This is a genomic window from Angustibacter sp. Root456 (assembly GCF_001426435.1).
GTDB lineage: Bacteria > Actinomycetota > Actinomycetes > Actinomycetales > Angustibacteraceae > Angustibacter.
In genome coordinates this window covers 29,496-52,450 of record NZ_LMER01000004.1, presented here as the reverse complement: position 1 = coordinate 52,450, position 22,955 = coordinate 29,496, and the positions used below count along the sequence as shown (strand labels likewise).

General features: G+C 72.5%; 23 protein-coding genes and 1 tRNA gene. 14 read left to right on the top strand and 10 right to left on the bottom strand.

The features are described 5' to 3' along the window. Positions 1-2: 2 nt before the first annotated feature. Both ASD06_RS04575 and ASD06_RS04570 read right to left on the bottom strand, forming a co-directional pair. Complete coding sequence (locus ASD06_RS04575) at positions 3-1,319, bottom strand: peptidoglycan DD-metalloendopeptidase family protein (RefSeq protein ID WP_056673861.1); 1,317 nt, start codon at positions 1,317-1,319, stop codon at positions 3-5. Between the two features lie 23 nt (positions 1,320-1,342). After that, positions 1,343-1,969, bottom strand: coding sequence for a flavin reductase family protein (locus ASD06_RS04570; protein ID WP_235502213.1), 627 nt, complete (start codon positions 1,967-1,969; stop codon positions 1,343-1,345). A 33-nt stretch (positions 1,970-2,002) separates the two neighbouring features. Here ASD06_RS04570 and ASD06_RS04565 point away from each other — a divergent pair, with 33 nt between their 5' ends. Then, on the top strand, positions 2,003-3,049 hold the full coding sequence (locus tag ASD06_RS04565) for an App1 family protein (protein ID WP_056673857.1): 1,047 nt from the start codon (positions 2,003-2,005) through the stop codon (positions 3,047-3,049). A gap of 40 nt (positions 3,050-3,089) precedes the next feature. On the opposite strand, the gene fabG is transcribed toward ASD06_RS04565, so the two are convergent. Genes fabG through ASD06_RS04550 form a run of 3 tightly spaced genes read right to left on the bottom strand, consistent with a single transcriptional unit; the run spans position 3,090 to position 5,859 of the window. After that, complete coding sequence (fabG, locus tag ASD06_RS04560) at positions 3,090-3,854, bottom strand: 3-oxoacyl-ACP reductase FabG (protein ID WP_056673855.1); 765 nt, start codon at positions 3,852-3,854, stop codon at positions 3,090-3,092. Positions 3,855-3,910: 56 nt separating this feature from the next. After that, positions 3,911-5,569, bottom strand: coding sequence for a hypothetical protein (locus ASD06_RS04555; RefSeq protein WP_056673852.1), 1,659 nt, complete (start codon positions 5,567-5,569; stop codon positions 3,911-3,913). Beyond that, positions 5,566-5,859, bottom strand: coding sequence for a hypothetical protein (locus tag ASD06_RS04550; protein WP_056673850.1), 294 nt, complete (start codon positions 5,857-5,859; stop codon positions 5,566-5,568). Before ASD06_RS04550 ends, ASD06_RS04555 begins: the two co-directional genes overlap by 4 nt. 136 nt (positions 5,860-5,995) lie before the next feature. Between ASD06_RS04550 and ASD06_RS18765 the strand changes: the two genes are divergently transcribed. Together ASD06_RS18765 and ASD06_RS04545 are read left to right on the top strand one after the other, a co-directional pair. Continuing rightward, positions 5,996-6,139 (top strand): hypothetical protein, encoded by a 144-nt coding sequence (locus ASD06_RS18765; RefSeq protein ID WP_157371514.1) that lies wholly within the window; start codon positions 5,996-5,998, stop codon positions 6,137-6,139. Positions 6,140-6,191: 52 nt separating this feature from the next. Continuing rightward, a complete protein-coding gene (locus ASD06_RS04545; protein ID WP_056673939.1) occupies positions 6,192-7,091 on the top strand; it encodes a PAC2 family protein in 900 nt (299 codons plus the stop codon). Positions 7,092-7,113: 22 nt separating this feature from the next. On the opposite strand, the gene ASD06_RS04540 is transcribed toward ASD06_RS04545, so the two are convergent. After that, positions 7,114-7,896 carry a spermidine synthase gene (locus ASD06_RS04540; protein WP_056673847.1) on the bottom strand — a complete coding sequence of 261 codons (783 nt, stop codon included), beginning with the start codon at positions 7,894-7,896 and terminating at the stop codon, positions 7,114-7,116. A gap of 120 nt (positions 7,897-8,016) precedes the next feature. Here ASD06_RS04540 and serA point away from each other — a divergent pair, with 120 nt between their 5' ends. Both serA and ASD06_RS04530 read left to right on the top strand, forming a co-directional pair. Continuing rightward, the gene (gene serA, locus ASD06_RS04535) at positions 8,017-9,213 is read left to right on the top strand and encodes a phosphoglycerate dehydrogenase (protein ID WP_056673844.1); all 1,197 of its coding nucleotides are present in this window, start codon (positions 8,017-8,019) and stop codon (positions 9,211-9,213) included. Between the two features lie 257 nt (positions 9,214-9,470). Beyond that, entirely contained in the window at positions 9,471-9,674 is a 204-nt protein-coding gene (locus ASD06_RS04530) for a cold-shock protein (RefSeq protein ID WP_056673841.1), read from the top strand. Positions 9,675-9,860: 186 nt separating this feature from the next. Here the strand turns inward: ASD06_RS04530 and ASD06_RS04525 are convergent, their stop codons facing one another. Continuing rightward, positions 9,861-10,253, bottom strand: coding sequence for a hypothetical protein (locus ASD06_RS04525; protein WP_056673838.1), 393 nt, complete (start codon positions 10,251-10,253; stop codon positions 9,861-9,863). Positions 10,254-10,366: 113 nt separating this feature from the next. Here ASD06_RS04525 and mgrA point away from each other — a divergent pair, with 113 nt between their 5' ends. Then, entirely contained in the window at positions 10,367-11,401 is a 1,035-nt protein-coding gene (gene mgrA / locus ASD06_RS04520; protein WP_056673835.1) for an L-glyceraldehyde 3-phosphate reductase, read from the top strand. Positions 11,402-11,507: 106 nt separating this feature from the next. Here the strand turns inward: mgrA and selD are convergent, their stop codons facing one another. Beyond that, the gene (gene selD / locus ASD06_RS04515) at positions 11,508-12,494 is read right to left on the bottom strand and encodes a selenide, water dikinase SelD (protein ID WP_056673833.1); all 987 of its coding nucleotides are present in this window, start codon (positions 12,492-12,494) and stop codon (positions 11,508-11,510) included. An 82-nt stretch (positions 12,495-12,576) separates the two neighbouring features. Here selD and fdh point away from each other — a divergent pair, with 82 nt between their 5' ends. Genes fdh through nrfD form a run of 3 tightly spaced genes read left to right on the top strand, consistent with a single transcriptional unit; the run spans position 12,577 to position 17,626 of the window. Then, a complete protein-coding gene (gene fdh, locus ASD06_RS04505; RefSeq protein ID WP_162248039.1) occupies positions 12,577-15,810 on the top strand; it encodes a formate dehydrogenase in 3,234 nt (1,077 codons plus the stop codon). A gap of 20 nt (positions 15,811-15,830) precedes the next feature. Beyond that, positions 15,831-16,721 carry a 4Fe-4S dicluster domain-containing protein gene (locus tag ASD06_RS04500; protein WP_056673935.1) on the top strand — a complete coding sequence of 297 codons (891 nt, stop codon included), beginning with the start codon at positions 15,831-15,833 and terminating at the stop codon, positions 16,719-16,721. Then, positions 16,718-17,626 carry an NrfD/PsrC family molybdoenzyme membrane anchor subunit gene (nrfD, locus tag ASD06_RS04495; protein WP_056673825.1) on the top strand — a complete coding sequence of 303 codons (909 nt, stop codon included), beginning with the start codon at positions 16,718-16,720 and terminating at the stop codon, positions 17,624-17,626. The genes ASD06_RS04500 and nrfD overlap by 4 nt, the downstream gene beginning before the upstream one ends. 41 nt (positions 17,627-17,667) lie before the next feature. On the opposite strand, the gene ASD06_RS04490 is transcribed toward nrfD, so the two are convergent. Then, positions 17,668-18,249, bottom strand: a complete 582-nt coding sequence (locus ASD06_RS04490; protein WP_056673821.1) for a hypothetical protein — start codon at positions 18,247-18,249, stop codon at positions 17,668-17,670. 175 nt (positions 18,250-18,424) lie between these two features. Between ASD06_RS04490 and ASD06_RS18760 the strand changes: the two genes are divergently transcribed. The 5 genes from ASD06_RS18760 to ASD06_RS04470 all read left to right on the top strand — a co-directional run bounded on the left by ASD06_RS18760 (position 18,425) and on the right by ASD06_RS04470 (position 22,059). After that, a tRNA-Sec gene (locus ASD06_RS18760) sits at positions 18,425-18,518 on the top strand. A 40-nt stretch (positions 18,519-18,558) separates the two neighbouring features. Next, a complete protein-coding gene (gene selB / locus ASD06_RS04485) occupies positions 18,559-20,319 on the top strand; it encodes a selenocysteine-specific translation elongation factor (RefSeq protein ID WP_056673933.1) in 1,761 nt (586 codons plus the stop codon). 60 nt (positions 20,320-20,379) lie between these two features. Beyond that, complete coding sequence (locus ASD06_RS04480; RefSeq protein ID WP_056673818.1) at positions 20,380-20,871, top strand: DUF5709 domain-containing protein; 492 nt, start codon at positions 20,380-20,382, stop codon at positions 20,869-20,871. A 130-nt stretch (positions 20,872-21,001) separates the two neighbouring features. Continuing rightward, the gene (locus tag ASD06_RS04475; RefSeq protein ID WP_056673814.1) at positions 21,002-21,280 is read left to right on the top strand and encodes an iron-sulfur cluster assembly accessory protein; all 279 of its coding nucleotides are present in this window, start codon (positions 21,002-21,004) and stop codon (positions 21,278-21,280) included. A gap of 47 nt (positions 21,281-21,327) precedes the next feature. Next, positions 21,328-22,059 (top strand): SDR family NAD(P)-dependent oxidoreductase, encoded by a 732-nt coding sequence (locus ASD06_RS04470; RefSeq protein WP_056673811.1) that lies wholly within the window; start codon positions 21,328-21,330, stop codon positions 22,057-22,059. Here the strand turns inward: ASD06_RS04470 and ASD06_RS04465 are convergent. Further along, complete coding sequence (locus ASD06_RS04465; RefSeq protein ID WP_056673807.1) at positions 22,056-22,823, bottom strand: FadR/GntR family transcriptional regulator; 768 nt, start codon at positions 22,821-22,823, stop codon at positions 22,056-22,058. The two genes, ASD06_RS04470 and ASD06_RS04465, sit on opposite strands and share 4 nt — an antisense overlap. Positions 22,824-22,955 lie beyond the last annotated feature (132 nt).

Here is a 22,955-nt window from a genome sequence, read left to right as displayed (position 1 = left end):
CGTCAGGTCGTGCGGATGGACTTGCGGGTCTGCCAGCCGCTGTGTCCCATGACGTTGTAGGCCCGCACCGTCACCTGGCAGGTCGTGTGCCGGGGCAGGCCACGCCACTGCTGGCTGATCTTCGGCACCGCCACGCGGGCGTAGGTCCACGACCGCCACGCTCCGTGGACGTAGCACCGTCGTGCTGCGACGTAGGTCGCCGGGTCGGTGCCTCGGCTGGTGCTGCGGTACCACAGGTGGCTGATCGTGCTCGACGAGGCGCTCACGCCCCGAAACCGCGGGGTGCTCGGGCGCTCGGCGGGCACCGCCGTCCGGGCCGGCGCCCAGGCGCTCCAGCCACTGGCGTTGTGGAACGCGAGCGAGAACCGGTAGGTGCGGCCCGGGAGCAGGCTGGAGAACGTGGTGGCCCGCTGAGTGGCGGGGATGGTGCGGTACTTCGGCAGACCGTACGCCTTCAGCGTGGGGTGGTACAGCTCGATGCGTACCCGCACCGCGGTGACGCCGGAGGGCCGAGCCGAGGGGGTGACGCGTACCGAGCTGACGCCCCGAAGAGCCGACAGCGTGGGCCGCGACGGCGTCAGCGACCACGAGCTCGGCAGGCAGTCGTCACCCACGGTCGGCGTGTAGTGCACGTTGGGCTTGATGGAGTTCCACCCGGCGGTGAACCCCATGGCCGAGGGCAGGCTGATGGGCTGGGTACCCGAGCACGCTCGCATCGAAGGCACCGGCAGGATCGGGCCGCTCAACCGCTCGCCGCGGTACTGCAGGTGCAGGTAGTTCGTCTTGCACGGGTAGGTGTTGCCGTTGTGGCCCATGGTCGCCATGACCGTCGCCGGGGTGACGAGCTGCCCCTCCTTCGCGAGGAGGCGGTTCAGGTGGTCGTAGCGCGTCACACCGGCCGGCCCGTGGTCGACCCAGGCCCACGTACCGGCGGTGACACCGCTGGCCGGACAGGCCGTGGTCACCGCTCCGACGTGGAACACGCCCGCACCCGCCGGGTGCACGGGCGCGTCGAGCTGGCCGAGCCAGTCGATCGCCTGGTAGCCGTGGTACAGCGGGTCGGTGCAGTTGCTGACCACGCACGAGACCCGCGCAGGATCGCGCAGCGGGAACCAGATCGGGTCGCTGTACGGGTGGGCCGGGTCACCCGCGATCGGGCTGCGGGCGAGCGCCGGCGACGCGGTCGCGGACGCGGTCGCGGACGCGGTCGTCGCCGAGGGGACCGTGGCGTGGGCGGCACTGCCTGCCAACCCGGTCAAGGCCAGCAGCGCGACCATGGCACCCATGAGCGCGGCACCGCGCGCCGACAGCAACGTCATGGCCGGTGTGTCGGCACGATCCCTCAGCCGCTTGAGGCGCCGTAGCGGGCGCGGCACAGCTCGAACACCTCGCCGAGCGCGGCCCACTCGTCGCGGCCCAGCCGGCTCGCCGGCGCCAGGCGCGTGACGTCCGGCAGGCCGTCGTCGGCCAGAACGTGCCGGGCCACCGACAGGTGCACCACCCGACCGAACACGACCGTGCTGCCGCGCTCGGGATCGTCGCTGAACCGGTGCTCACCGGCGGCCACGCACTCCAGCGCGACGGGAGACTCGGCCACCCGCGGCGGCCGGACGACGGTGCTCGGCTCCGCCGTCAGCCCGGCCTCGGCCAGCTCGTCGACGTCAGGCGGGTAGTCGGTGCCGGTGCGGTTGACCTGCTCGGCCAGCGCACGCGGTGCCAGGTTGACGACGAACTCGCCGGTGGCGCGGATGTTGCGCAGCGAGTCCTTGGTGCGCACCGACGTGAAGCTGACCACCGGTGGCTCGGCGGAGGCGACCGTGAAGAACGAGTGCGGCGCGAGGTTCACCGTGCCGTCCGCCGACACCGTGCTCACCCAGGCGATCGGGCGGGGGACCACCACGGCGGTCAGCCACGGGTAGGCCGCACCCCGCGCCAGGTCGGCCACCGACACCTCGACTCGCTCGCTCACCACGCCACGGTACGTCTCTCCTAGAGTGGGCGCGTGAGCACACCCCCGCCGCTGCACCGCGCGGCCCGGACGGAGGACGCGCTCAACCGGGCGCTCGCGCGCCTGCTCTTCCGGCGCGGTTGGCGGCCGCGCGTCATCGCCTACACCGGCTACGGCACCGACGGCTGGGTGCGCGTGCTCGCCCGCGTGCTGCTCTCACCCCCGGGTGTCGGCGACCGCAGCGACGACGCGTTCCGGGGCTGGCGGCACTTCATCAGCGCCAAGCTCGGCGGCGTGCCCGTCGCCGTCGACGTGGCCGGCGAGCGGCACGTCGTCGAGAGCTCGCGCGGCGGCTACGTCGACGTCACGTTGCGAGCCGACCTGCCGCCGGGGTGGGCCACCGCGGAGCTGCGCATCGCGAGCGGCCAGGTCACCGAGGCGCCGGTGCGGGTCGTCGGCGCCGACGAGCACCTCGGCATCATCAGCGACATCGACGACACCGTGCTGGTCACCGCGCTGCCCCGGCCGTTCCTCGCCTTCTGGAACACCTTCGTGCGGCGCGAGGAGTCGCGGCGGCCCGTGCCCGGCATGTCCGAGCTCTACCGCACCCTCACCCGCCACGACCCCGGGGCGTTCGTGGTCTACGTCTCGACCGGCGCCTGGAACCTCGGGCCCGCCCTGCAGCGCTTCCTGCGTCGGCGTGGCTTCCCCGACGGCCCGATGCTGCTCACCGACTGGGGGCCGACCCCGGAGGGGTGGTTCCGCTCGGGGCAGGCGCACAAGCGGCTCACCCTGCGCCGGCTGCTCGACGAGCTGCCGCAGCTGCGTTGGGTGCTCGTCGGCGACGACGGCCAGCACGACCCCACGCTGTACGACGAGCTGGTGTGGGCCCGGCCCGACCGGGTGCGGCTGGTGGTGATCCGCCAGCTGGGTGCCACCGAGCAGGTGCTCACGCACGGAACGCCCGCCCCCTTGCCGGGCCAGCAGCAGCCGATCACGTCAGGCTCCGACGTCCCCTGGGTCTACGCGCCGACCGGGCACGGGCTGGTGCGCGAGGTGCGCACGCACGGCATGGCGGACGACGACACCCTGCGTCCCTGAGCGCGGCTCAGGTGGCCGCCGTCAGAGCGTGACGCCGACGTCAGAGCGTGGCGCCGCCGTCGACGTACAGCGTCTGGCCGGTGACGAACGACGCCGCCTCGGAGGCGAAGAACGCGATCGCGTTCGCGATGTCGTCCGGCGCGCCAACCCGGCGCACCGGCGTCGCCTCGGCGCTGGCGGCTCGCAGCTGCTCGGGCGTGATGCCGAGCCGGTGGGCCGTCGCGTCGGTCATGTCGGTGGCGATGAACCCGGGCGCCACGGCGTTCACGGTGACGCCGAACGGGCCGAGCTCGATGGCGAGCGTGCGGGTGAAGCCCTGCATGCCCATCTTGGCCGCCGAGTAGTTGGCCTGGCCGCGGTTGCCGAGGGCCGACGTGCTGGACAGGTTGATGATCCGGCCGTACCGCTGCTCCACCATCGGCTTCTGCGCCGCGCGGCTGAGCAGGAACGCGCCCTTGAGGTGGATGCCGAGCACGGTGTCCCAGTCGTCTTCCGTCAGCTTGAAGAGCAGGTTGTCGCGCGTGACGCCGGCGTTGTTGACCAGCACGTGCAGGCCGCCCAGCTCGGTGACCACTCGCTGGATCGCGGCCTCGACCGCGTCGGCGTCGCGGACGTCGGCTCCGACCCCCAGCGCCGCCGTGCCGGTCTCGGCCGCGATGGCCTCGGCGGTGGCCGCGGCCGCCTGCTCCTCCAGGTCGAGGATCGCGACCCGGGCTCCCTCGGCGGCCAACCTGCGGGCAGTGGCGGCACCGATGCCGCGGGCCCCACCGGTGATCAGAGCGACTCGACCGTCCTGCGCGCCCACGGGTTCCTCCTGTTGCGTCTGCTGACCTGGCCTGGAACGGGATCTCGGCGATCCTCTCACCCCGGCGACCCGGTGCCCGCAGCGCCCGGGACGAGCACCCCAGCACCGGTCTGGTGCAGCAGCCGCCGGGCGTCGAGGGTCGTCAGGAGGGGAGCCGTCGTCACCGGAGCGGTGTCCAGACCCAGCGCGCTGAGCCGTCGCGGCAGGTCGGCGATGTCGCGCGGCCGGCCCACCGCCGCGTACTCGGCCGCGATGCGGCGCCCGAGGAAGGCCTTGAGGGCCGGCCAGGCGCCGCGGTCGCGGTAGAGCTCGTAGTCGGGGTGCGTGCGCACGGTGGCGTCCCAGCTGCCCGGGGAGTGCACCTGCACCTCGAACAGCCGCCCCGTCTGCTGGTCGTGCCACACGAGGTTCAGTCCCTGGTAGCGCGGTCCGCCCCAGCTCGACTTGGCCTGGGCCAGCTCGAAGCCCTGGCCACGCAGCTGCTCGATGGTGCGCACCGCTCCCTCCACGTACGCGTCGTCCCCGAAGACCACGGTGTAGCGCACCGTGTCGTTGACGCGCTGCCCCGCCGTCGTCGAGTCGAGCTCGGGCCGGGCGACCTCGTCGGCGAGCTTGCGCCGCAACGAAGCGGCCTGCTTCACGGCGTGGGCCTCACCGACGCGCAGGCCACCGGCGCGGTGCATGGCCCGCTCCACCCGGGGAGTGAGGTGCGTCTCGGCCCAGGCGCCGTCGCGGGCCATCGCCGTCCCGACGGCTGCGGCCTCGCGCGGGAGGTAGCTCACCGAGCCCAGGCGGCTGGGCGGCCCCGCGACCGATCGCAGGTCGCGCGCGCGCAGTCCGCTGCGGCCGTACGCGGCGCGTCCGGCGACGGCCTCACGCAGGGCGGCGCCGCGGGGCCCCGGGGTACGCGACAGCGCGCGCACGGTCAGCGACGACGACCGCGTCGCCACCCCGGCGGCTCCGGACGCAGCTCCCAGCGCCGCGGTCGGCAGCAGGTGCCCGATCCAGAGCGACGGGGACTCCTCGAAGGTGTCGAGGTCGAGCACCGCCCGAGCCAGCCGGCGCGGGTGCTGGGCCTGCGTGAGGGTGCCGCGCGCCTGCCCGACGCAGTCTGCGGCGTAGCCCACCGGATCCACGACCGCCCGACCCGCGGTGAACCGCGCCGCCGTGGCCAGCAGGACGCCCGAGGTCTCGACGGCGCCGACGCTCACCTCGCGTGAGCGCGCCCACGCCCGCTCGACGGCGCGGCGGGCGGCCGACGGCTCGGCCGGCGCGAGGCGGGCGGCCGCGTGGAGCGCGGGGGCCGCCTCGGCCGCGCTGACCGCAACCCGCCGCCGGGCCTCTGCGACGGTCTCGCGCACCAGCGCGCGACGCTGCTCGGCGACGTCCGGGGCGTCCCAGGCCGCCAGGGGGTCGAGCAGCAGGGCGCCTTCGACGTCGGCTCGCGCCCGTCGCAGCACGCCCGCGTGGTGCCGCAGGTGCTCGCTCGCCTGCGCCAGCACCGCGCCGGCGCGGCCCATCGCCTCGGCGTCGAGGGTCACGAGCTGGCGGAACGCCGTCGCCGCGACGCCGTGCCAGTCCGCTGCGGCGGCCGCGCGCACCAGCGCGGTGAGGCGCAGCAGCCCGGCGGAGACGGTGGCGAGGCGCTCGGCGAGGTCGAGCACGCCGGCCGGGTGGCCGGGCAGGGCGACCTCGGCGGTCGGCCAGGTGCTCACCGCAGCGCCGCCAGCACCGATCGGTCGCTGTCCAGGTACGCCGACGCGGCGACACCCAGCAGCGCATCCCACCGGCGCAGCTCACCGCTCAGAAGCTCCAGGCCCCAGGCCCAGGCCGTCGCGACGTCGAGCGCGGCGGCTGCCAGGCCAGGGTCACCGGTGTCCGCGGCGCGGGCGCGCACCACGTCAGGGTGCTCGCGCAGCGCCTGGATCCCGTGCGCCGCCTCGCGCAGGCTGCCGCGCAAGGCATCGAGCGATGTCAGGTCGACCGAGATCACCGCACCGTCCATCCCTCCACGCTAGGGGGAATGCGCGATCCGCCCCGGCGGTTGTCCACAGGGCAGCCCGCGGTCGCTCCGGCGCCCGGGCCGTGGAAAAATGGTCAACACTTCAACAGTTGTGACAGGTAGGGGAGAGGGTTTGCGCATGGAGGACTCCACCGGAACCACGACCACCGCCGAGCGTCCCCGCGCCGCTCAGACCGTGGCCAACCCCCGACGACTGCGGCTGGGCCGAGACGGCCGTCCCCTGCCTCTCACGCCGCGCGACGACGACGGCTCGCGCGCCTGAGGACCTGGCTGCTCGCCCCACGACAGCCGTCGCACCGCCGATGGAGGATCACGTGCTCGACCCTCGCAGCCTCTACACGCTGAGCGACGACGCCGACGTCGAGCTCGACCGGCCCGTCCTGGTGCACGCGCTCACCGGGTTCGTGGACGCCGGGTCGGCTACCCGCCTGGTGACCGACCACCTGCTCGAGACGCTGGAGCACCAGGTGCTCGCGACGTTCGACGCCGACCAGCTGGTCGACTACCGGTCGCGGCGACCCGCCATGGTCTTCGACCGCGACCACTACGCGTCGTTCGAGGAGCCGCGCCTGCAGTTGCACGCCGTGCGCGACCTCGACGGGCGCTCGTTCCTGCTGCTGACCGGACCGGAGCCCGACACCCAGTGGGAGCGGTTCGTCGCCGCCGTCACCGAGCTCGTCGAGCGCTTCGCGGTGTCGACCACCATCGGCCTGCACGCCATCGGCATGCCCGTCCCGCACACCCGGCCCCTCGGCGTGCTCGGGCACGCCAACCAGGCGGGACTGGTGCCGCAGAGCCAGACCTGGCCGGGCACCGTCCGCATCCCCGGATCGGCGGCGGCGCTGCTCGAGCTGCGGCTGGGCGAGTCGGGGCACCCGGCCCTGGGCTTCGTCGTCCAGGTCCCGCACTACCTCGCCGAGGCGGCCTACCCCGACGCGGCCGCTGCGCTGCTCGACCGGCTCGCCGACGAGGCGGCCCTGAGCGTCCCGCGCGCTGCGCTGCTCAGTGCAGCCGAGCAGACTCGCGAGACGATCGCGGCCCAGGTGGCGGCGTCCGAGGAGGTCGGCCAGGTCGTGGCGGCCCTGGAGGAGCAGTACGACGCCTACATGGGCGCCCGCGAGCGGCGCAGCCTGCTGGCGGCCGAGGAGACGCTGCCCTCGGCCGACGAGCTGGCCGCTGAGGTCGAGCAGTTCCTGCGCGGGGAGTCGTCCTGACGCCGCGGCCGTCGTCGACGGCCTACGGCTCGATCGGCCGCTGACCCGCGCCCAGAGCCGTCGCGTCCGCGCCGCTCACCACGCGCGCCGGCACGGGTCCGGACCGCACCCGGCGGGTGAGGTCGGCCACGGGCAGCGCCACCCGTGAGGCGATCAGCAGGACGTTGCCGTACCGGCGTCCGCGCAGGTGCTGCGTCTCGCCCACCAGCGCGACGTGGCCGAACACCGTGAGCGCGGTGGCGACCTCGCGGCGCACGAGCCCGAGTCCCGGACGGTCGGCCACGTTCGCGACGTAGAGCCCGGACGGCGAGAGCACCCGGGCGACCTCGCCGACGAATCGCGTGGTGGTCAGGTGGCGCGGGGTCTCGGCACCGCTGAACGCGTCGCGCACCAGCAGGTCCCAGCCTCCGTCGTCGAGCGGTGCGAGGCCCTGCAGGCCGTCGGCTTGGCGCAGCCGGAACCCGCTGCGGCGGCTGTAGCCGAACCGCTCGCGCGCCAGCGAGATCACCTCGGCGTCGACCTCCAGCACGACCTGGCGCGAACGCGGACGGGTCGCGGCGACGTAGCGGGGGAGCGTGCAGCCGGCGCCCCCGACGTGCACGCTGTGCAGCGGCTCGCCCTCGGGCCGCAGGACGTCGACCAGGTCACCGGCCCACCGCACGTACTCGAACTCCAGCCGGGTGGGGTCGTCGAGGTGCACGTAGCTGCTCGGGACCCCGCCCACCAGCATGGTCAGGCCCCGAGGGTCGTTGCCGTCGGCGACGACCTCCGCGGGTCGGCGCGGGTCGGCGTCCGGTGGCTGCACGAGCCGAGCCTACGGGCGCGTCCACGACGCGGACCGCGTCCGGTCCGGCGGGTGCGGGCTCGTACGCTGGGGGAGGGCCTTCGGCCCACCCGCCAACGAGACCCGTCATGGGGAGACCGCGTGCGCGCACTGCTGCTCGAGAACATCCACCCGGACGCCGCCGAGCTGCTCCGGGCCGCTGGTCACGAGGTGGAGACGCGTTCGAGCGCGCTCGCCGAGGACGAGCTGATCGCGGCGCTCGACGGCGTCGACCTGCTCGGCATCCGCTCCACCACGTTCGTCACCGACAAGGTGCTGGCCGCCGCGACGCAGCTGCAGGCCATCGGCGCCTTCTGCATCGGCACGAACCAGATCGACCTCGAGGCGTCGACCGGCAACGGCGTCGCGGTGTTCAACGCGCCGTACTCCAACACCCGCAGCGTCGTCGAGATCACGATCGGGGCGATCATCGCCCTCGCCCGCCGGCTCACTGAGAAGAACGCCGCGATGCACGCCGGCGTCTGGGACAAGTCCGCCAAGGGGTCGCACGAGGTGCGCGGCCGCTCCCTCGGGATCGTCGGCTACGGCAACATCGGCTCTCAGCTGTCGGTGCTGGCCGAGGCCCTGGGCATGTCCGTGTTCTACTACGACACCGAGGACCGCCTCGCCATGGGCAACGCTCGCCGGTGCGGCAGCATGACCGAGCTGCTCGAGACGGTCGAGGTCGTGTCGTTGCACGTCGATGGCCGGCCGGAGAACCAGGACCTGTTCGGCGAGAGGGAGTTCGCCGCGATGCGGCCGCGCTCGCTGTTCATGAACATGTCGCGCGGCTTCGTCGTCGACACCGCAGCGCTGCGCCGTCACATCGAGAGCGGCCACATCGCCGGAGCCGCGATCGACGTCTTCCCCTTCGAGCCCAAGCGCCAGGGTGACCCCTTCGAGTCCGACCTGCGTGGGCTGCCCAACGTGATCCTCACGCCGCACGTCGGCGGCAGCACGCAGGAAGCGCAGCAGGACATCGGGCGGTTCGTCGCGGGCAAGCTCATCGGCTACGCCGAGGGCGGCGCCACCTCGCTGTCGGTGAACCTCCCGCCCATCGGGGCCGGCGCGATCGGGACGTCGCACCGGCTGGCCCACATGCACCGCAACGTGCCGGGCGTCCTGGCGACGGTCAACGCGCTGTTCGCCCAGTACGGCGTCAACGTCGACTCCCAGAGCCTCAGCACCCGCGGCGACGTCGGTTACCTCGTGACCGACGTCAACGCCGACTACACGCCGGACATCATCGACCGGCTGCACGCGATGCCCGAGACGATCCGGTTGCGGGTGCTCTCCTGAGCCGTCCCGAACGTCGGAACGACTCGCCGTCAAGATCTGGATTCCGAGCGCCTGCATGGCATACTGGGCCCCGCTGCAGTTCAGATTTCTTGCGTTGACCGAGGCAGCGGGACGGCGTATCCGTTCTGAGGTGTCGGTGTTCACGGGCTCCGCTCGCCAGGGCCATGGCTTTGGAAGTCAGCTCCAACGTGGGGATGCATGACCGCGCACCAGGCCGGCACAGTGTCGGTCGCAGTACGTCCCCTGGAGGAGACGGCATGGCACAGGGTTCTGTGAAGTGGTTCAACGCTGAGAAGGGCTTCGGCTTCATCGCTCAGGACGGCGGCGGCGCTGACGTCTTCGTGCACTACTCGGCGATCCAGACCCAGGGTTACCGCTCGCTGGACGAGAACCAGCGCGTGGAGTTCGAGATCACCCAGGGCCCCAAGGGCCCGCAGGCGGAGAACGTCGTTCCGATCTGATCGCGAACAGCCTCACGACGGCCTCCCGCAGCGCGCGGGGGGCCGTCGTGCGTTCCCGACCACCGCACTCCCGTTGATCACGTTAGGGGGGTGACATGCCGCGTGCCGAGGGTTCTACCCCTCGACAAGCGCGCGCAACCCTTGAGCAGTCGGCGTCGTCGGGCCGCGCTGGCCGCCCGGCCCGGCTCAGTCCCCGGGCCAGTACGTCATCCGCACCGCGTCGGCGAACATGTACAGCGCCAGGAGCAGCAGCAGCGCGTTGACGGCCAGGGCGGTGCCGGCCAACGCCCGAGCGCCGCGGCGTACCGCGCGCACGGCATAGGCGATACCGGCGGCGGCCGGGGCCGCGAGCAGCAGCATGAACCCGATCTCGGCGACCCAGCCCCAGACGTTGCGGGCGAACAGGAACAGGTCACCCTCTCCGAGCCCGAGCCAGCCGAGCACCACGACCCCCGCGTAGCTCGTGGCGATGAACATCGCCACCCAGACCGGCACCATCAGCCACGCCGCGCGGGTGCTTCTCGCGGCCTCCACCGGGTCGTGCGCCGCCACAGGGTGCACGGGGTTCGACGTCGTCATGGCGGGCCTCCTCACCTGGCCTGCACCCAGCCCACTCCCGCTGTCCCGACAGTGGAAGGGCCACAGGTCCCGCCCCGGTGGAGCGGCGGCCGGCGAGTTGGGAGACTGGGGGCATGATCCCTGCCCCGCACCGCGCTGCCGACGACCGTTACGACGCCATGGCCTACCGACGCTGCGGACGCAGCGGTCTGCAGCTGCCCGCGGTGTCACTGGGCTTGTGGCACAACTTCGGCGACGACGTGGCGATCGACACCCAGCGAGCGATCCTGCGGCGCGCGTTCGACCTCGGCATCACGCACATCGACCTGGCCAACAACTACGGGCCGCCCTACGGCAGCGCCGAGAAGAACTTCGGCACGATCTTCGCCGAGGACCTCCGGCCGTACCGCGACGAGCTCGTCATCTCGACCAAGGCCGGCTACGACATGTGGCCCGGCCCGTACGGGGAGTGGGGCAGCCGCAAGTACCTGCTGGCCTCGCTGGACCAGTCGCTCAGCCGGATGGGGCTGGACTACGTCGACGTCTTCTACAGCCACCGTTTCGACCCCGAGACCCCGCTCGAGGAGACCATGGGGGCCCTGGACCACGCCGTCCGGTCGGGCAAGGCGCTGTACGCGGGCATCTCGTCGTACTCACCGGAGCGGACGGCCGAGGCCGCGGCGATCCTGCGCGAGATGGGCACGCCCCTGCTGATCCACCAGCCGTCGTACTCGATGCTCAACCGCTGGATCGAGGAGAGCCTGCTCGACACGCTGGAGTCCGAGGGCGTGGGTTGCATCGCCTTCTCGCCGCTGGCCCAGGGGATGCTCACCGACAAGTACCTGGACGGCGTCCCGCAGGGTTCGCGCGCCAGCCAGGGCAAGTCGCTGTCGCCCGACCTGCTCACCGACGAGACGCTCGCGCACGTGCGAGCCCTGAACGAGATGGCGCAGCAGCGCGGTCAGACGCTCGCGCAGATGGCGCTCGCGTGGGCCCTGCGCGACCCGCGCGTCACCTCGGTGCTGGTCGGGGCGAGCAGCGTGCGTCAGCTCGAGGCCAACGTGAGCGCGCTCGACCACCTGTCCTTCAGCGACGACGAGCTGGCCGCGATCGACCGCGACGCCGTCGAGGCCGGCATCAACTTGTGGGCGCCCTCCAGCGCCCACTGACCCCCTCCCCGCCGCCCGTGATCATGCACGGCAGCGCACCCCACCGCGCTGGCGTGCATGATCACGGGTGGGTGGGCTCGAACGACGAGCAGTCAGCAGTCAGCAGTCAGCGGACGGTGACGCGCGGCCCGTCGCCGGCCCGGGGGACGACCCGGCCGACGACGGGATGCCCGGGCAGCTCACCGACCACCAGCAGGCCGCCGGAGGTCTGGGCGTCGGTCAGCAGCAGCAGCTCGTCCTCGTCGACCTCGGCGTCGAGGTGCGGACGCACCCAGTCGAGGTTGCGGCGGGTGCCCCCGCTGACGTACCCGTCGCGCAGCGACTCGCGGGCGCCGTCGAGGTAGGGCACCGCTGAGGCGTCGATCTCGGCGTCGACTCCTGAGGCCCGCACCATCTTCAGCAGGTGGCCGAGCAGACCGAAGCCGGTGACGTCCGTGGCGGCGCGGTGACCGGTGGCCAGGGCGGCCTCGGCGGCGGCGCGGTTGAGCGCGGCCATCGACTCGACGGCGTGGGAGAACACCTCGCCAGTCTGCTTGTGGCGGTTGTTGAGCACCCCGACGCCGAGGGGCTTGGTGAGGGTCAGCGGCAGCCCTGCCTCGGCGGAGTCGTTGCGCAGCAGGTGCTCGGGGTCGGCCAGGCCGGTGACCGCCATGCCGTACTTGGGCTCGGCGTCGTCGATGCTGTGGCCACCGGCGACGAAGCAGCCGGCCTGGCGCGCGACGTCGAGGCCGCCTCGCAGCACCTCGGTCGCGAGCTCCATGGGAAGCACGTCACGCGGCCAGGCCAGCAGGTTCACCGCGACGAGCGGCGCCCCGCCCATCGCGTAGACGTCCGACAGCGCGTTGGCGGCGGCGATCCGCCCCCAGTCGTACGGGTCGTCGACGACGGGCGTGAAGAAGTCTGCCGTCGCCACGACCGCGCGGCCGCCGTCGATGCGCACCACGGCGCCGTCGTCCCCGTCGCCCAACCCCACGACGAGACGGTCGTCGGCGGGCTCGGCCTGCAGGCCGCGCACGACGTCCTCGAGCTCTCCAGGCGGGATCTTGCACGCGCAGCCGCCGCCGCGGGCGTACTCGGTCAGTCGCACTCCCATGGCTTCACCCTAGGCGGCCCGGTCCGGGGTAGCGCGCCGGCGCGATCAGTGATTGCATCTGAGCAACCATTGAGGAGGCGTCATGGCGAAGACGTGGATCGGCAGCTGGCCCGTGCTGCGGCAGCTCACAGACGGTGACGTGCTCGGTCGGGGAGCGGCGGTGCGCTCGTCGCACACCGACCACCTCACGGCGCGCACCGAGACAGCCGACCGCGTCGTCGACTCGATCTGCCCGTTCTGCGCTGTGGGCTGCGGCCAGAAGGTCTACGTGAAGGACGAGAAGGTCGTCCAGATCGAGGGCGACCCGAACAGTCCGGTGTCGCGAGGACGCCTGTGTCCCAAGGGAAGTGCGAGCAAGCAGCTCGTCACGCAGCCTGGACGCGTCACGAAGGTTCGCTACCGGCGTCCGGGCGGCACCGAGTGGGAGGACCTCGACGCCGACACCGCCCTCGACATGATCGCCGACCGGGTCATCGCCACCCGGCGCCAGACGTGGACCTGGGACGAGAACGGCAAGCGCGTGCGGCGCACCCTCGGCATCGCGAGCCTCGGAGGAGCGACCCTCGACAACGAGGAGAACTACCTCATGAAGAAGCTCTACACCGCCATGGGCGCGGTGCAGATCGAGAACCAGGCCCGTATTTGACACTCCTCCACGGTTCCCGGTCTGGGGACCTCGTTCGGCCGCGGCGGCGCCACGACCTTCCAGCAGGACCTGCAGAACTCTGACTGCATCGTCATCGAGGGCTCGAACATGGCCGAGTGCCATCCGGTCGGGTTCCAGTGGGTGATGGAGGCCAAGGCGCGCGGCGCGACGATCATCCACGTCGACCCGCGGTTCACGCGCACCTCGGCGGTGGCTGACCTGCACGTCCCGATCCGGGCGGGCACCGACATCGCCTTCCTCGGCGCGCTGGTCAACCACGTGCTGAGCAACGACCTCTACTTCCGCGAGTACGTCGTCGCCTACACCAACGCCGCGGCGATCGTCGACGAGGAGTTCATCGACACCGAGGACCTCGAGGGCGTGTTCAGCGGCCTGGACGAGCAGAAGGGCACCTACCAGTCCGACAGCTGGCAGTACGAGGGTGCCGTCGAGGCGGCTGCGGCCGGCCAGCGCGACCCGCACCAGGCCGGTACGCCGTCCGAGCTGTCCGACGGGGACACCCACGCGGCCGGCCACTCCGAGACGGCCGGTTCAGGCGGCCCCACCGTGAACGCGAAGCCGGAGCGCGACGAGACGCTCCAGCACCCGCGGTGCGTCATGCAGATCCTCAAGCGCCACTTCGCCCGCTACACGCCCCAGATGGTGGAGCGGGTGTGCGGCATCGCGCCGGAGGACTTCGCCAAGGTCGCGGACGCCCTCACCCGCAACAGCGGCCCGGAGCGCACCGCGGCGTTCTGCTACGCGGTCGGCTGGACCCAGCACGGCACCGGCGTGCAGAACATCCGCACGGCCGCGATCCTGCAGCTGCTCCTGGGCAACATCGGGCGTCCGGGCGGCGGCATCATGGCGCTGCGCGGTCACGCGAGCATCCAGGGCTCGACCGACATCCCGACGCTGTACAACATCCTGCCGGGTTACCTGCCCATGCCCCACGCCGAGAACCACGGGGACCTGGACAGCTACGTGGCCGCGGACGCCGGGACGACGGGCTACTGGGGCAACATGCGGCAGTACACGGTCAGCCTGCTCAAGTCGTACTGGGGTGACGCGGCGACAGCAGACAACGACTACTGCTTCGACTACCTGCCCCGCATCTCCGGCGACCACTCGTCGTACCCGACGGTCGTCGCCCAGATCGAGGGCCGCTGCAAGGGCTACTTCCTCGTGGGGGAGAACCCCGCCGTCGGTTCGGCCAACGGCAAGATGCAGCGGCTCGGCATGGCGAACCTGGACTGGCTCGTCGTCCGAGACCTCGCGATGATCGAGTCGGCGACCTTCTGGAAGGACGGTCCCGAGATCGCCACGGGCGAGCTGCGCACCGAGGACATCCAGACCGAGGTGTTCTTCCTGCCTGCCGCAGCGCACACCGAGAAGAGCGGGTCGTTCACCAACACCCAGCGCATGCTGCAGTGGCACCACAAGGCGGTGGAGCCGCCGGGTGACGCCACCAGCGACCTGCAGTTCTACTTCCAGCTCGGCCAGAAGATCCGCGAGAAGCTGGCGGGCTCGACCGACGAGATGGACCGTCCGCTGCTCGACCTCACGTGGGACTACCCGCAGTCGCCGGAGGGCGAGCCGAGTGCCGAGGCGGTGCTGCGCGAGATCAACGGCACCGGCCCGGACGGTCAGACGCTGTCGTCCTACACCGAGCTCAAGGACGACGGCTCGACCCGGTGCGGCTGCTGGATCTACTGCGGTGTCTACGCCGACGAGACGAACCAGGCGGCGCGGCGCAAGCCGGGCCGGGAGCAGACCTGGGTCGCGCCTGAATGGGGCTGGGCCTGGCCGGCCAACCGGCGCATCATCTACAACCGGGCGTCGGCCAAACCTGACGGGTCGCCGTGGAGCGAGCGCAAGAAGTACGTCTGGTGGGACGCCGACCAGGGCAAGTGGGTCGGCGAGGACGTGCCGGACTTCATCCCCGACCGGGCACCCGACCACGTCCCGCCGGAAGGTGCGAAGGGCCCGGATGCCATCGGTGGCCAGGACCCCTTCGTCATGCAGACCGACGGCAAGGGCTGGCTCTACGCGCCGGTCGGCTTGGCGGACGGCCCGCTGCCGACGTACTACGAGCCGCGTGAGTCGCCGGTGCGCAACGCCATGTACCCACGCCAGAACAGCCCTGTGCTTCAGGAGATCGAGCAGGCGGCCAACCCGGTGAACCCGAGCGGGAGCCCGGTGTTCCCGTTCGTGTTCACCAGCTACCGGCTCACCGAGCACCACACCGGTGGGGGGATGAGCCGCACCCTGCCGTACCTCAGCGAGCTGCAGCCGTCGATGTTCTGCGAGGTCTCGCCGCGGCTGGCCCGCGAGCGGGGCCTCGAGCACGGCGGCTGGGCCACGATCGTCACCAGCCGGTCGGCCATCGAGGCGCGGGTGCTCGTTACGGAGCGGATGCGGTCGCTGCGGGTCGACGGCCACGTCGTCGAGCAGGTCGGGCTGCCCTATCACTGGGGTGGTAACGGCCTCACGACCGGCGACTCCACCAACGACCTGGTCAACCTCACCCTCGATCCGAACGTCCACATCCAGGAGAAGGTCGGCACCTGCGACATCCAGCCGGGTCGGCGTCCGCGAGGCAGCGCCCTGACCGCCCTGGTGCAGGACTACCGAGTGCGAGCCGGCATCGACGACAGGAGGGCGACGTGAGCAACAGCCTGTTCGGCCCGATGACCGACGTGTCAGCGGACGCCGGTTACGACACCCACCCTGACCGCGTCGGCTTCTTCACCGACACCACGGTGTGTATCGGCTGCAAGGCCTGCGAGGTCGCCTGCAAGGAGTGGAACGCCGTTCCCGAGGACGGGCTCACGCTCACGGGCATGAGCTACGACAACAGCCAGGAGCTGGGGGCCGACACCTGGCGGCACGTGGCCTTCGTCGAGCAGACCGTCCCCCGCAAGGTCACCGATCTCGGCATGCCGTCCGTGGGCGCCCCCAAGAGCGCCCCCGACCTGCCCGCGGGTGACACCGGCCAGTCGCCGGACAACTCCGACATCCGCTGGCTGATGTCGTCCGACGTCTGCAAGCACTGCACGCACGCCGCCTGCCTCGACGTCTGCCCGACCGGAGCGCTCTTCCGCACCGAGTTCGGCACCGTCGTCGTGCAGGAGGACGTCTGCAACGGGTGCGGCTACTGCGTTCCCGCCTGCCCGTACGGCGTCATCGACCAGCGCAAGGACGACGGCCGCGTCTTCAAGTGCACGCTGTGCTACGACCGGCTCGGCGCCGGCATGGAGCCGGCGTGCGCCAAGGCCTGCCCGACGCAGTCGATCCAGTTCGGCCCGCTCGACGAGCTGCGCGAACGGGCGCAGCAGCGGGTCGACGCCCTGCACGCCGAGGGCATCACCGAGGCCCGGCTCTACGGCCACGACCCGGACGACGGCGTGGGCGGCGATGGCGCGTTCTTCCTGCTGCTCGACGAGCCGGAGGTGTACGGCCTTCCGCCCGACCCGGTCGTCACGACCCGCGACCTGCCCTCGACCTGGCGGCACGTGGCGGTGGCGGCGGTGGGCCTGGTGGCGACGGGCATCGTGGCGTTCGTGGGGAGGCGCAAGTGAGAGAGCGTTCGCTGGTACCCGAGCCGGAGTTCGAGTCCTACTACGGCCGGCCGATCCTTAAGGCGCCGGTGTGGAAGCAGCCGGACGTCCCGCTGTACCTCTTCCTCGGCGGGTACGCCGGCGTGTCGGCGCTGCTCGCCGAGGGCGCCGAGGCCACCGGCCGGCCGGGGCTGAGCCGGGTCGCCCGGCTGGGCGCGGCGGCGGGCGCGGGGCTGGGCACGGTCGCGCTGATCCACGACCTCGGCCGGCCCGAGCGGTTCCTCAACATGTTGCGGACCTTCAAGGTCACCTCGCCGCTGTCGGTCGGCTCGTGGGTCCTGGCGCCGTTCAGCTCGCTCGCCTCGGCGGCGGCGCTGTCGACGGTGACCGGGCGCCTGCCGCGGCTCGGTCGAGCGGCCGGCCTGGGCGCTGCCGCGCTCGGTGGCCCGCTCGCCACCTACACCGCGGCCCTCATCTCCAACACCGCGGTGCCGGCCTGGCACGACGCCTACCGCGAGATGCCGTTCCTGTTCGCTGGGAGCGCCGCGGCCGCCGCTGGGGGAGGAGCGCTGGCCCTGGCGCCGCTCGACGAGAGCGGTCCGGCGCGCAAGGTAGCGGTCGCCGGGACGGCGGCCGAGCTCGTCGCCCACCAGCTGCTGCACCAGCGGCTCGGCATGATCGCTGAGCCGTACACCCAGGGGCGTCCGGGCAAGCTGCTGAAGGCCGCTCGCCTCCTCGAGGCCGGGGGTGCGCTGGGGGCGGTGGTGAGCCGCCGCTCACGCCTGTTGTCCGTCGTCTCGGGCGCCGCGCTGGTCGCCGGTTCGGTGCTGACCCGCTTCGGCATCTTCCAGGGTGGCGTGGCCTCGGCGAAGGACCCCAAGTACACGGTCGTCCCGCAGCGCGAGCGACTGTCCGCCCGCACCTGACCCCCGCANCTTCGGACCCGAAGTGCACGCCCGGCGGCCCGTCAGGCGGGCAGGTGGGTGCCCGAGGCGATGTTCAGGATGCTCGCCACGGTGAGGTACATCAGCCACAGGCCGGTCAGCACGTGGGCCAGCCCGAGGGAACGCTCGGCGATGCCCACGCCCACCGCGTGGAAGAAGTCGCTGACGTAGACCCACGTAAGGCCGACGAACAGCAGGCCGACCGGCCAGGCCCCGGCGTCGAAGAACACGTAGGCGCCCGTCACCGACAGCACCGTGAAGGCGACGGACATGCCGGCGTTGGTTCGCGGGTCGTTGCCCTGGTAACGATTCAGGCCGAGTGCGAACCAGTGGATGCCGTACGCGCTGAAGGCCACGGCGGCCATGTACAGGGCCGGGTCGTTCTTGAAGACCTGGAACCACGTGAGGCCGACGAACAGCACGAGGCCCGTGACGAGCTGGCAGAAGCCCGGCAACCACACGCCCCAGATGCCGGTGGACCGGTCGACCAGCGGGTCGCGGCGGGGGAAGCCGAACAGCTCCTGAGGGCCGTAGATGAGGTAGCCGGTGCCCAGGCCGAAGAAGCCCAGCGCGACGGGCAGGAAGGGGGAGGAGTCGAAGCTCACGACCGTCTCGCGTCCTGGAGATGCCGGGACTGGCGGACGGTCCGCCGTCGCACCTCCATGCCTATCACACAGCAACTGATGCAGCAGCGCAACAGAAGGCAGCGGGGTGGGGTGAGCGCACCGCCCCGCGGCCGGGTACGGTCGTCCCGCCGTACGGCGCGCGAGCGCCGCGCGGGGAGGTGTCTGGGTGCCTGGTGGCCCCCGCGGTCTTCAACACCGACGAGACCGAGTAGCTCGGTCTGGCGGGTTCGATTCCCGTCCACCTCCGCTGGGTGCCCTCGGGGCGCGCCCACGTAGGCTGGCGCGGTGATGCACGTCCTGGCCACGGCGGGCCACGTCGACCACGGCAAGTCCACGCTCGTGAGGGCGCTCACTGGCATGGAGCCCGACCGGTTCGCCGAGGAGCAGCGCCGGGGGCTCACCATCGACCTCGGGTTCGTGTGGGCCGGCATCGACGGCGAGCAGGTGGCCTTCGTCGACGTGCCAGGGCACGAGCGGTTCGTGCCCACGATGCTCGCCGGCGTCGGGCCGGTGCCGGCCGCGCTGCTCGTGGTGGCGGCCGACGAGGGGTGGATGCCCCAGACCCAGGAGCACGTCGATGCGCTCGACGCCTTCGGCGTCCGCCACGGCCTGCTCGTCGTCACGCGCTGTGACCTCGCCGACCCGGCTCCGGCGCGCGCCGCGGCCCACGAGCACCTGGCGGGCACCGGGCTCGCGCACGTCGGCTCGGTGGCCGTCAGCGCGCGCACGGGCGCGGGCATGGACGAGCTGCGGACCGCGATCGGCGCCCTCGTCCGCTCCCTGCCGCGTCCGGACACCTCCGCGCCGGTGCGGCTGTGGGTCGACCGGTCGTTCACGGTGCGCGGTGCCGGCACGGTCGTCACGGGCACCTTGTCGGCGGGCACGCTGCGCACCGGCGACCGGCTCGACCTGCCGTCCGGGGAGCAGGCGGTGGTGCGCGGACTGCAGAGCCTGGCCGCCCAGCACCGCGAGGTCGCGGCCGTCGCACGGGTCGCGGTGAACCTGCGGGGTACGCCGCGCACGGCCGTGCAGCGCGGCGACGCCCTCACCGCGCCCGGGCGCTTCCTGGCCAGCAGCCTTATCGACGTCCGCTGCGCCGCTCTCGACGACCACGCTCCGGCGCAGGCGCTGATGCACGTGGGCTCGGCGCAGGTCAGCGTGCGCCTACGCCACCTGGGAGACGACGTCTGGCGGCTGCGGCTGGCCCGGGCGCTTCCGTTGCGGCTCGGCGACGTCGGGCTGCTGCGCGATCCCGGTCGGCACACCGTCCTCAGCGGGCTCACCGTGCTCGACGTCGATCCGCCGGCGGTGAGCCGGCGCGGCGCAGCCGCGGCGCGCGCGGCCGAGCTGAAGACGGTGAGTGGCCAGCCGGATGGTGCCGCCGAGGTCGACCGCCGGGGCGTCGTGCGGCGCAGTCACCTGCTGGCCATGGGCGTGCCCCTCGAGCAGGTGCAGGCCCTGCCCGGGCCCGACGACTGGCTGGTGGCGCCGGCCCGGGCCGATGAGCTGGCGCGTCGGCTGCTGCAGGTGATCGAGGCCCATAACCGCGCCACTCCGCTCGACCCCGGCCTGCCCGTCGACGCGGCACGGGCGGCACTCAAGGTGCCTGCGACGGCGGTGGTCGAGGCCGTCGTCCGGCCTCCGCTGCGCGTGCTGCGCGGCCGAGTCGTCGACAGCCGCCGCAGCGGCGACGAGCTGCCGGCGACCGTGCTGCGGGCGGTCGAGCAGGTGGCGGCACGCACGTCGCGCGTGCCGCTGGCGCCACCGGACGCCGACGAGCTGCGCGGGCTCGGCCTGGGTTCGCGCGAGCTCGCGGCGGCGGTTCGGTCGGGGCGGCTGCTCGAGGTGGCTCCCGGTGTGGTGCTCGCACCCGACGGCCTGCAGGCCGCGGCTGCGGCGCTGCGGGCCCTGGACGCACCCTTCACCGTGGCTGCGGCGCGCGACGCCTGGGGCACCTCCCGCCGGGTCGCCGTCCCGCTCCTGGAGCTGCTCGATCGGCGGGGTGTGACCCGACGCCTGTCCGACGACCGCCGCACGCTCGCTGGCTGACTCCACGCCGGGATCGCCGCTGACCGCGCACGCGGCACCGGGCCGTGGCAGGCTCAGATCATGACCGACTTTGACGACAGCAGGAGCGAGGTCGACAGCAGCGGCGTCTTCAGCGTCGACGACGAGGACCAGCCCGGCGCCGAGGACACCCTCGACGACCGTGGCCTCGTCGATCCCCTCGACGAGGGCTACAGCCCGCCCGAGAAGCCGCTGGGCGTCGACAAGTTCGGGACCACGTTCGAGGAGGAGCGCCAGGGCGAGACGCTCGACATGCGCCTCGCCCAGGAGGTGCCCGACCCGAACCTCGCCTTCGACGACCCCTTGAGCAACCGTGCTGACGAGTCCGACGACGACCCGGACTCCGAGGTGGCGCTGGACGAGGGCTTCCGCGGCGACGACGAGGTGGGCGACCGCCGCGCCGGCCGGCTCGTCGCCCCTGACCACGGTGTAGGGCCCGACCGCGAGAAGGACCTCGTGGGCGAGGACATCGGGATCGACGGCGCCGGTGCGTCGGCCGAGGAAGCCGCCGTCCACGTCGTCGACGAGCAGTAGCTCGCAGCGGTCTGGATCGTGCCACGACACGCCCGGGTCGAGCACGGCCCGGGCGCGTGCGTTTGACGTCGGCCCCCGACCCGTGATGAGGGTGGAGGGCCCGAAGGATCCCCAACGGACAGGAGCGCTCATGCTCACCCTGACCGACCAGGCCGTGGACGTCGTCCGTGGCCTCACCCAGTCCCCCCAGGCACCCGAGCACGCCGGGCTACGCCTCGCCCCCGGCGGCGAGGGCCTCGAGCTCAGCGTCGTCAGCGACCCGATGCCGGGTGACGACGTCATCGACAACGAGGGCGTGCGCGTCTTCGTCGAGCCGCAGGCCTCCCAGCTGCTCGAGGAGCAGACGCTGGACGCCAGCGTCACCGACGGCCAGGTGTCGTTCTTCCTGGCCGGACCGGCAGCTCAGTGAGCCCTTCGCCTCGGCCCCGCGACGCTGCGGCGTCGCGGGGCCGAGGCGTGGCCGTCGTCACGGGCGCGAGCAGCGGGATCGGCGCCGCCACGGCGGTCCGCCTTGCGGCGGAAGGCTTCCAGGTGGTGGCGGCCGCTCGACGACGCGACCGTCTCGATGCCCTGGCCGCCGAGCACGACGCCATCACGGCGGTGACGCTCGACGTGACCGACGACGCGTCCGTGGCCGCGCTGGCCGCCGAGCTGCCCGACGTCGCGCTGCTGGTCAACAACGCCGGGGGAGCCTTCGGGCTCGCCGACGTCGCGTCCTCCGAGGTGTCGGACTGGCAGCGCATGTACGACGTCAACGTCCTCGGCGCCGTCCGGATGGTCAAGGCGCTGCTGCCCGCGCTGGCGGCCGGGGCCGGCGGCCACGTGGTCTTCACCGGCTCGATCGCCGGTCACACGCCGTACGAGAAGGGCGGCGGTTACGTCGCCGCCAAGCACGCCGAGGCCGCGCTCAGCCAGATGCTGCGCCTGGAGCTCAACGGCCGACCCGTGCGGGTCAGCGAGGTGGCGCCGGGCATGGTGCGCACGGAGGAGTTCTCGCTCGTGCGCTTCGGCGGTGACCGCGAGCGCGCCGACGCGGTCTACCAGGGGGTGTCGCAACCGTTGCTCGCCGAGGACGTCGCCGACGTGATCGCCTGGGTCGCGACGCGACCGGCCCACGTCGACATCGACCTCGTGGTCGTCAAGCCGCTCGCGCAGGCCGCACCGCACAAGGTGCACCGCGAGGGCTAGCGAGCGGAGCCGTCCGGCGTGGCGTCGGCCAGATCATCGGCCCACATCGACCTCATCTCCTCCAGCGCCTGCTCCATGATCCGCACCATCGCCTGGTGGGCGCGCTCGCCGTCACCGCGCTGCACCGCCTGGGCGACGTCGGCGTGCAGCCGCAGCGCCTCTGCCTGCGGGTGGTGCGGCATCAGGCCGTAGTGGTGACGTCCGGCCAGCACCTCGGCGACGAGCTCGTTCAGCTTCACGAACATCTCGTTCCCCGACCCGGCCAGCACCTGCCGGTGGAACTCGATGTCCAGGCGCAGGAACTCGTCCTCGTCGTCGCTCTGACCGGCTGCCCACATCTTCGCCGCGGTGCCCACCAGCTCGCTGGCGGCGTCCGGCGAGATGCGTTCTGCGGCAAGGCGTGCGGCTTGTGGCTCGACCGCGGTGCGCAGCTCGGTCATGGAGCGCAGCTGGCTGTTGCGCTGGCGCGAGGCCAAGCGCCAGCGGATCACCTGGGGGTCGTACACGTTCCACTGCGCGGCGCTGCGGATCTGCGTGCCCACGCGCCGGCGCGACTCGACCATGCCCATCGACGACAGCACGCGCAGCGCCTCGCGCACGACCGAGCGCGACACCGCGTAGCGCTCGGCCAGGTCGTCGATGTAGAGCACGCTGCCGGCGGCGAGGTCGCCACCGCAGATGGCCGTCCCGATCTGGTCGAGCACTCGGCCGTGCAGGCTGGGCGCGCCGCCGGTGGGCGAGAGGGAAGCCTTCGGTGGCGTCATTGATAAAGCATATCCATGCGCCGAATCGCTTGCATACATCGGATGTATCAACCTACGATCGCCGGACTAGTCCTACTAGTGCTGGCGACGGCTCCAACGGCGGGGCGGCCATGATGCGAAGGAGAGATCCGT

What these genes read in the sequence shown, in the direction of transcription:
- ASD06_RS04465 (WP_056673807.1), bottom strand. Translation starts at nt 22,823, where the DNA reads ATGACGCCACCGAAGGCTTCCCTCTCGCCCACCGGCGGCGCGCCCAGC.
- ASD06_RS04475 (WP_056673814.1), top strand. Translation starts at nt 21,002, where the DNA reads ATGCTCACCCTGACCGACCAGGCCGTGGACGTCGTCCGTGGCCTCACC.
- selD (WP_056673833.1), bottom strand. Translation starts at nt 12,494, where the DNA reads ATGGGAGTGCGACTGACCGAGTACGCCCGCGGCGGCGGCTGCGCGTGC.
- selB (WP_056673933.1), top strand. Translation starts at nt 18,559, where the DNA reads ATGCACGTCCTGGCCACGGCGGGCCACGTCGACCACGGCAAGTCCACG.
- ASD06_RS04480 (WP_056673818.1), top strand. Translation starts at nt 20,380, where the DNA reads ATGACCGACTTTGACGACAGCAGGAGCGAGGTCGACAGCAGCGGCGTC.
- mgrA (WP_056673835.1), top strand. Translation starts at nt 10,367, where the DNA reads ATGATCCCTGCCCCGCACCGCGCTGCCGACGACCGTTACGACGCCATG.
- ASD06_RS04530 (WP_056673841.1), top strand. Translation starts at nt 9,471, where the DNA reads ATGGCACAGGGTTCTGTGAAGTGGTTCAACGCTGAGAAGGGCTTCGGC.
- ASD06_RS18765 (WP_157371514.1), top strand. Translation starts at nt 5,996, where the DNA reads ATGGAGGACTCCACCGGAACCACGACCACCGCCGAGCGTCCCCGCGCC.
- ASD06_RS04525 (WP_056673838.1), bottom strand. Translation starts at nt 10,253, where the DNA reads ATGACGACGTCGAACCCCGTGCACCCTGTGGCGGCGCACGACCCGGTG.
- ASD06_RS04500 (WP_056673935.1), top strand. Translation starts at nt 15,831, where the DNA reads ATGACCGACGTGTCAGCGGACGCCGGTTACGACACCCACCCTGACCGC.
- ASD06_RS04550 (WP_056673850.1), bottom strand. Translation starts at nt 5,859, where the DNA reads ATGGACGGTGCGGTGATCTCGGTCGACCTGACATCGCTCGATGCCTTG.
- ASD06_RS04575 (WP_056673861.1), bottom strand. Translation starts at nt 1,319, where the DNA reads ATGACGTTGCTGTCGGCGCGCGGTGCCGCGCTCATGGGTGCCATGGTC.